The organism is Streptomyces sp. NPDC048337 (genome assembly GCF_043201175.1).
Lineage (GTDB): Bacteria > Actinomycetota > Actinomycetes > Streptomycetales > Streptomycetaceae > Streptomyces.
Genome location: NZ_JBICYR010000013.1, coordinates 1 through 1,437, shown reverse-complemented (window position 1 = coordinate 1,437; position 1,437 = coordinate 1). Strand labels below are relative to the sequence as shown.

General features: G+C 78.1%; 1 protein-coding gene. It reads left to right on the top strand.

Features of this window, described 5'->3' with window-relative positions; genetic code table 11:
• The first annotated feature begins 188 nt into the window (after window positions 1-188).
• Entirely contained in the window at window positions 189-1,055 is an 867-nt protein-coding gene (locus ACGFYU_RS21285) for a cellulose-binding protein (protein WP_393828857.1), read from the top strand.
• Window positions 1,056-1,437: the final 382 nt, after the last annotated feature.

The following is a 1,437-nucleotide window of genomic DNA, read 5'->3' as shown; positions in this document are numbered from 1 at the left end:
GGCGGGCCGCGCGGGGGGGTGGGGGGGGGGGGGGGGGGGGGGGTGTGGGGGCGGGGGGGGGGGGGGGGTTTTGGGGGGGGGGGGGGGGGGGGCCCCCCCCGCGGGGGCCCCCCCCCCCGGCCATTCCGGCTTCTGGGAGCAAATGGCGCATCCTTGACAGGAATCCCCGCGAGAGAGGCGCTTCCAGGATGAGTGCACCCATTGCGACTGTGCGCGGTCGTGGCTACCGCATCGAAGAGGTCGACCGGTATCTCGCCCGGCTCTCCGGCAGTCGTGATGAGGCCTGGGAGCGCGTGGCGCGGCTGACCGTCCTGGCCAGGCAGATGGAGGCGGACGCGGTCCGGCTGCGCGAGGCGGTGGCGGCGCTGGCCCCGCAGACGTACGAGGACCTGAGCGAGCGCGCCCGCCGGATCCTGCTGCTGGCGCAGGAGGAGGCGGACTCCGTACGGGAGGAGGCGCGGGCGGACGTGTCCGCGACGCTGGGCGCGGCCGAGGCGCACGCGGACCGGGCGGCGGAACTGGCGCGGCAGGACGCGGAGGCGGTGCGCGAGCAGACGGAGGTCCGGTCCCGGCAGGGGCTGCTGCGGGCGCAGCGGGAGGCGGACGACGCGCGGGCGGAGGCGCGGGAGGACGCGCAGGTGTGGCGGGCGCAGGGGGCGGCCGCGGTCGCGGAGATGCGGCGGCGGTCGGACGCGCTGCTGGCGGAGCGGGAGCAGGAGCGGGTGGAGCGGTGGGAGGCGGCGGAACGGGAGCTGGCGGCCCGGGAGGCGGAGCTGGAGGCGCGCCACGCGGAGCTGGAACGTTATGCGGAGGCGCGGTTGGCGGAGGCCAGGCGGGGGTTCGCGGAGGTGGAGGAGTCGGCGCGGCACGGGTTGGAGGACGCGGAGGCGGTGGCGGCGGAGTTGCTGGCGGAGGCGGGGGTGCGGGAGGAGCGGGTGGGCCGGGAAACGGACCGCATCCTGCGGGAGCACGCGGAGACCCAGGAGGAGATGCGGGCCCACATGAACCACATCCGCTCCAGCCTGGCAGCCCTAACAGGCCGAGCCCCGGCCTGACGGCCCCCCGGGCGGGGGCTTCGCGGTCGCGGGCCGACCCCCTGACCGGGGGCTCGGCCGCCCCCTTGGCGGGGGCCGCGCCGGTCCCTCGGCGGGGGCATGGCGGGGCCGGGTCGGGTGCCTTGGCCGGGGCTTGGCCGGTCCCTTGGCGGGGGCTTCGTGGGGCCGGGGCCGGTTCCCCGGCCGGGGGCTCGGCCGGTCCCCTGGCGGGGGTTCGTGAGGCCGGGGCCGGGGTGGGGTGTCGTCCGGGACGGGCTTCGATGTTCGGCGCCCTTTCCGGGCCGGGCCTGTCGGACGGCACCTCGCGCCGAATTCATCTCGTTTTAGTCCCGGCCGACACCCCACCCCGTCCCCGACCCCGACCGGGCGCGCGCAGCCAGAT

Excerpts from the sequence above, each read along its gene's own strand:
- ACGFYU_RS21285 (WP_393828857.1), top strand. The coding sequence starts at position 189 with ATGAGTGCACCCATTGCGACTGTGCGCGGTCGTGGCTACCGCATCGAA.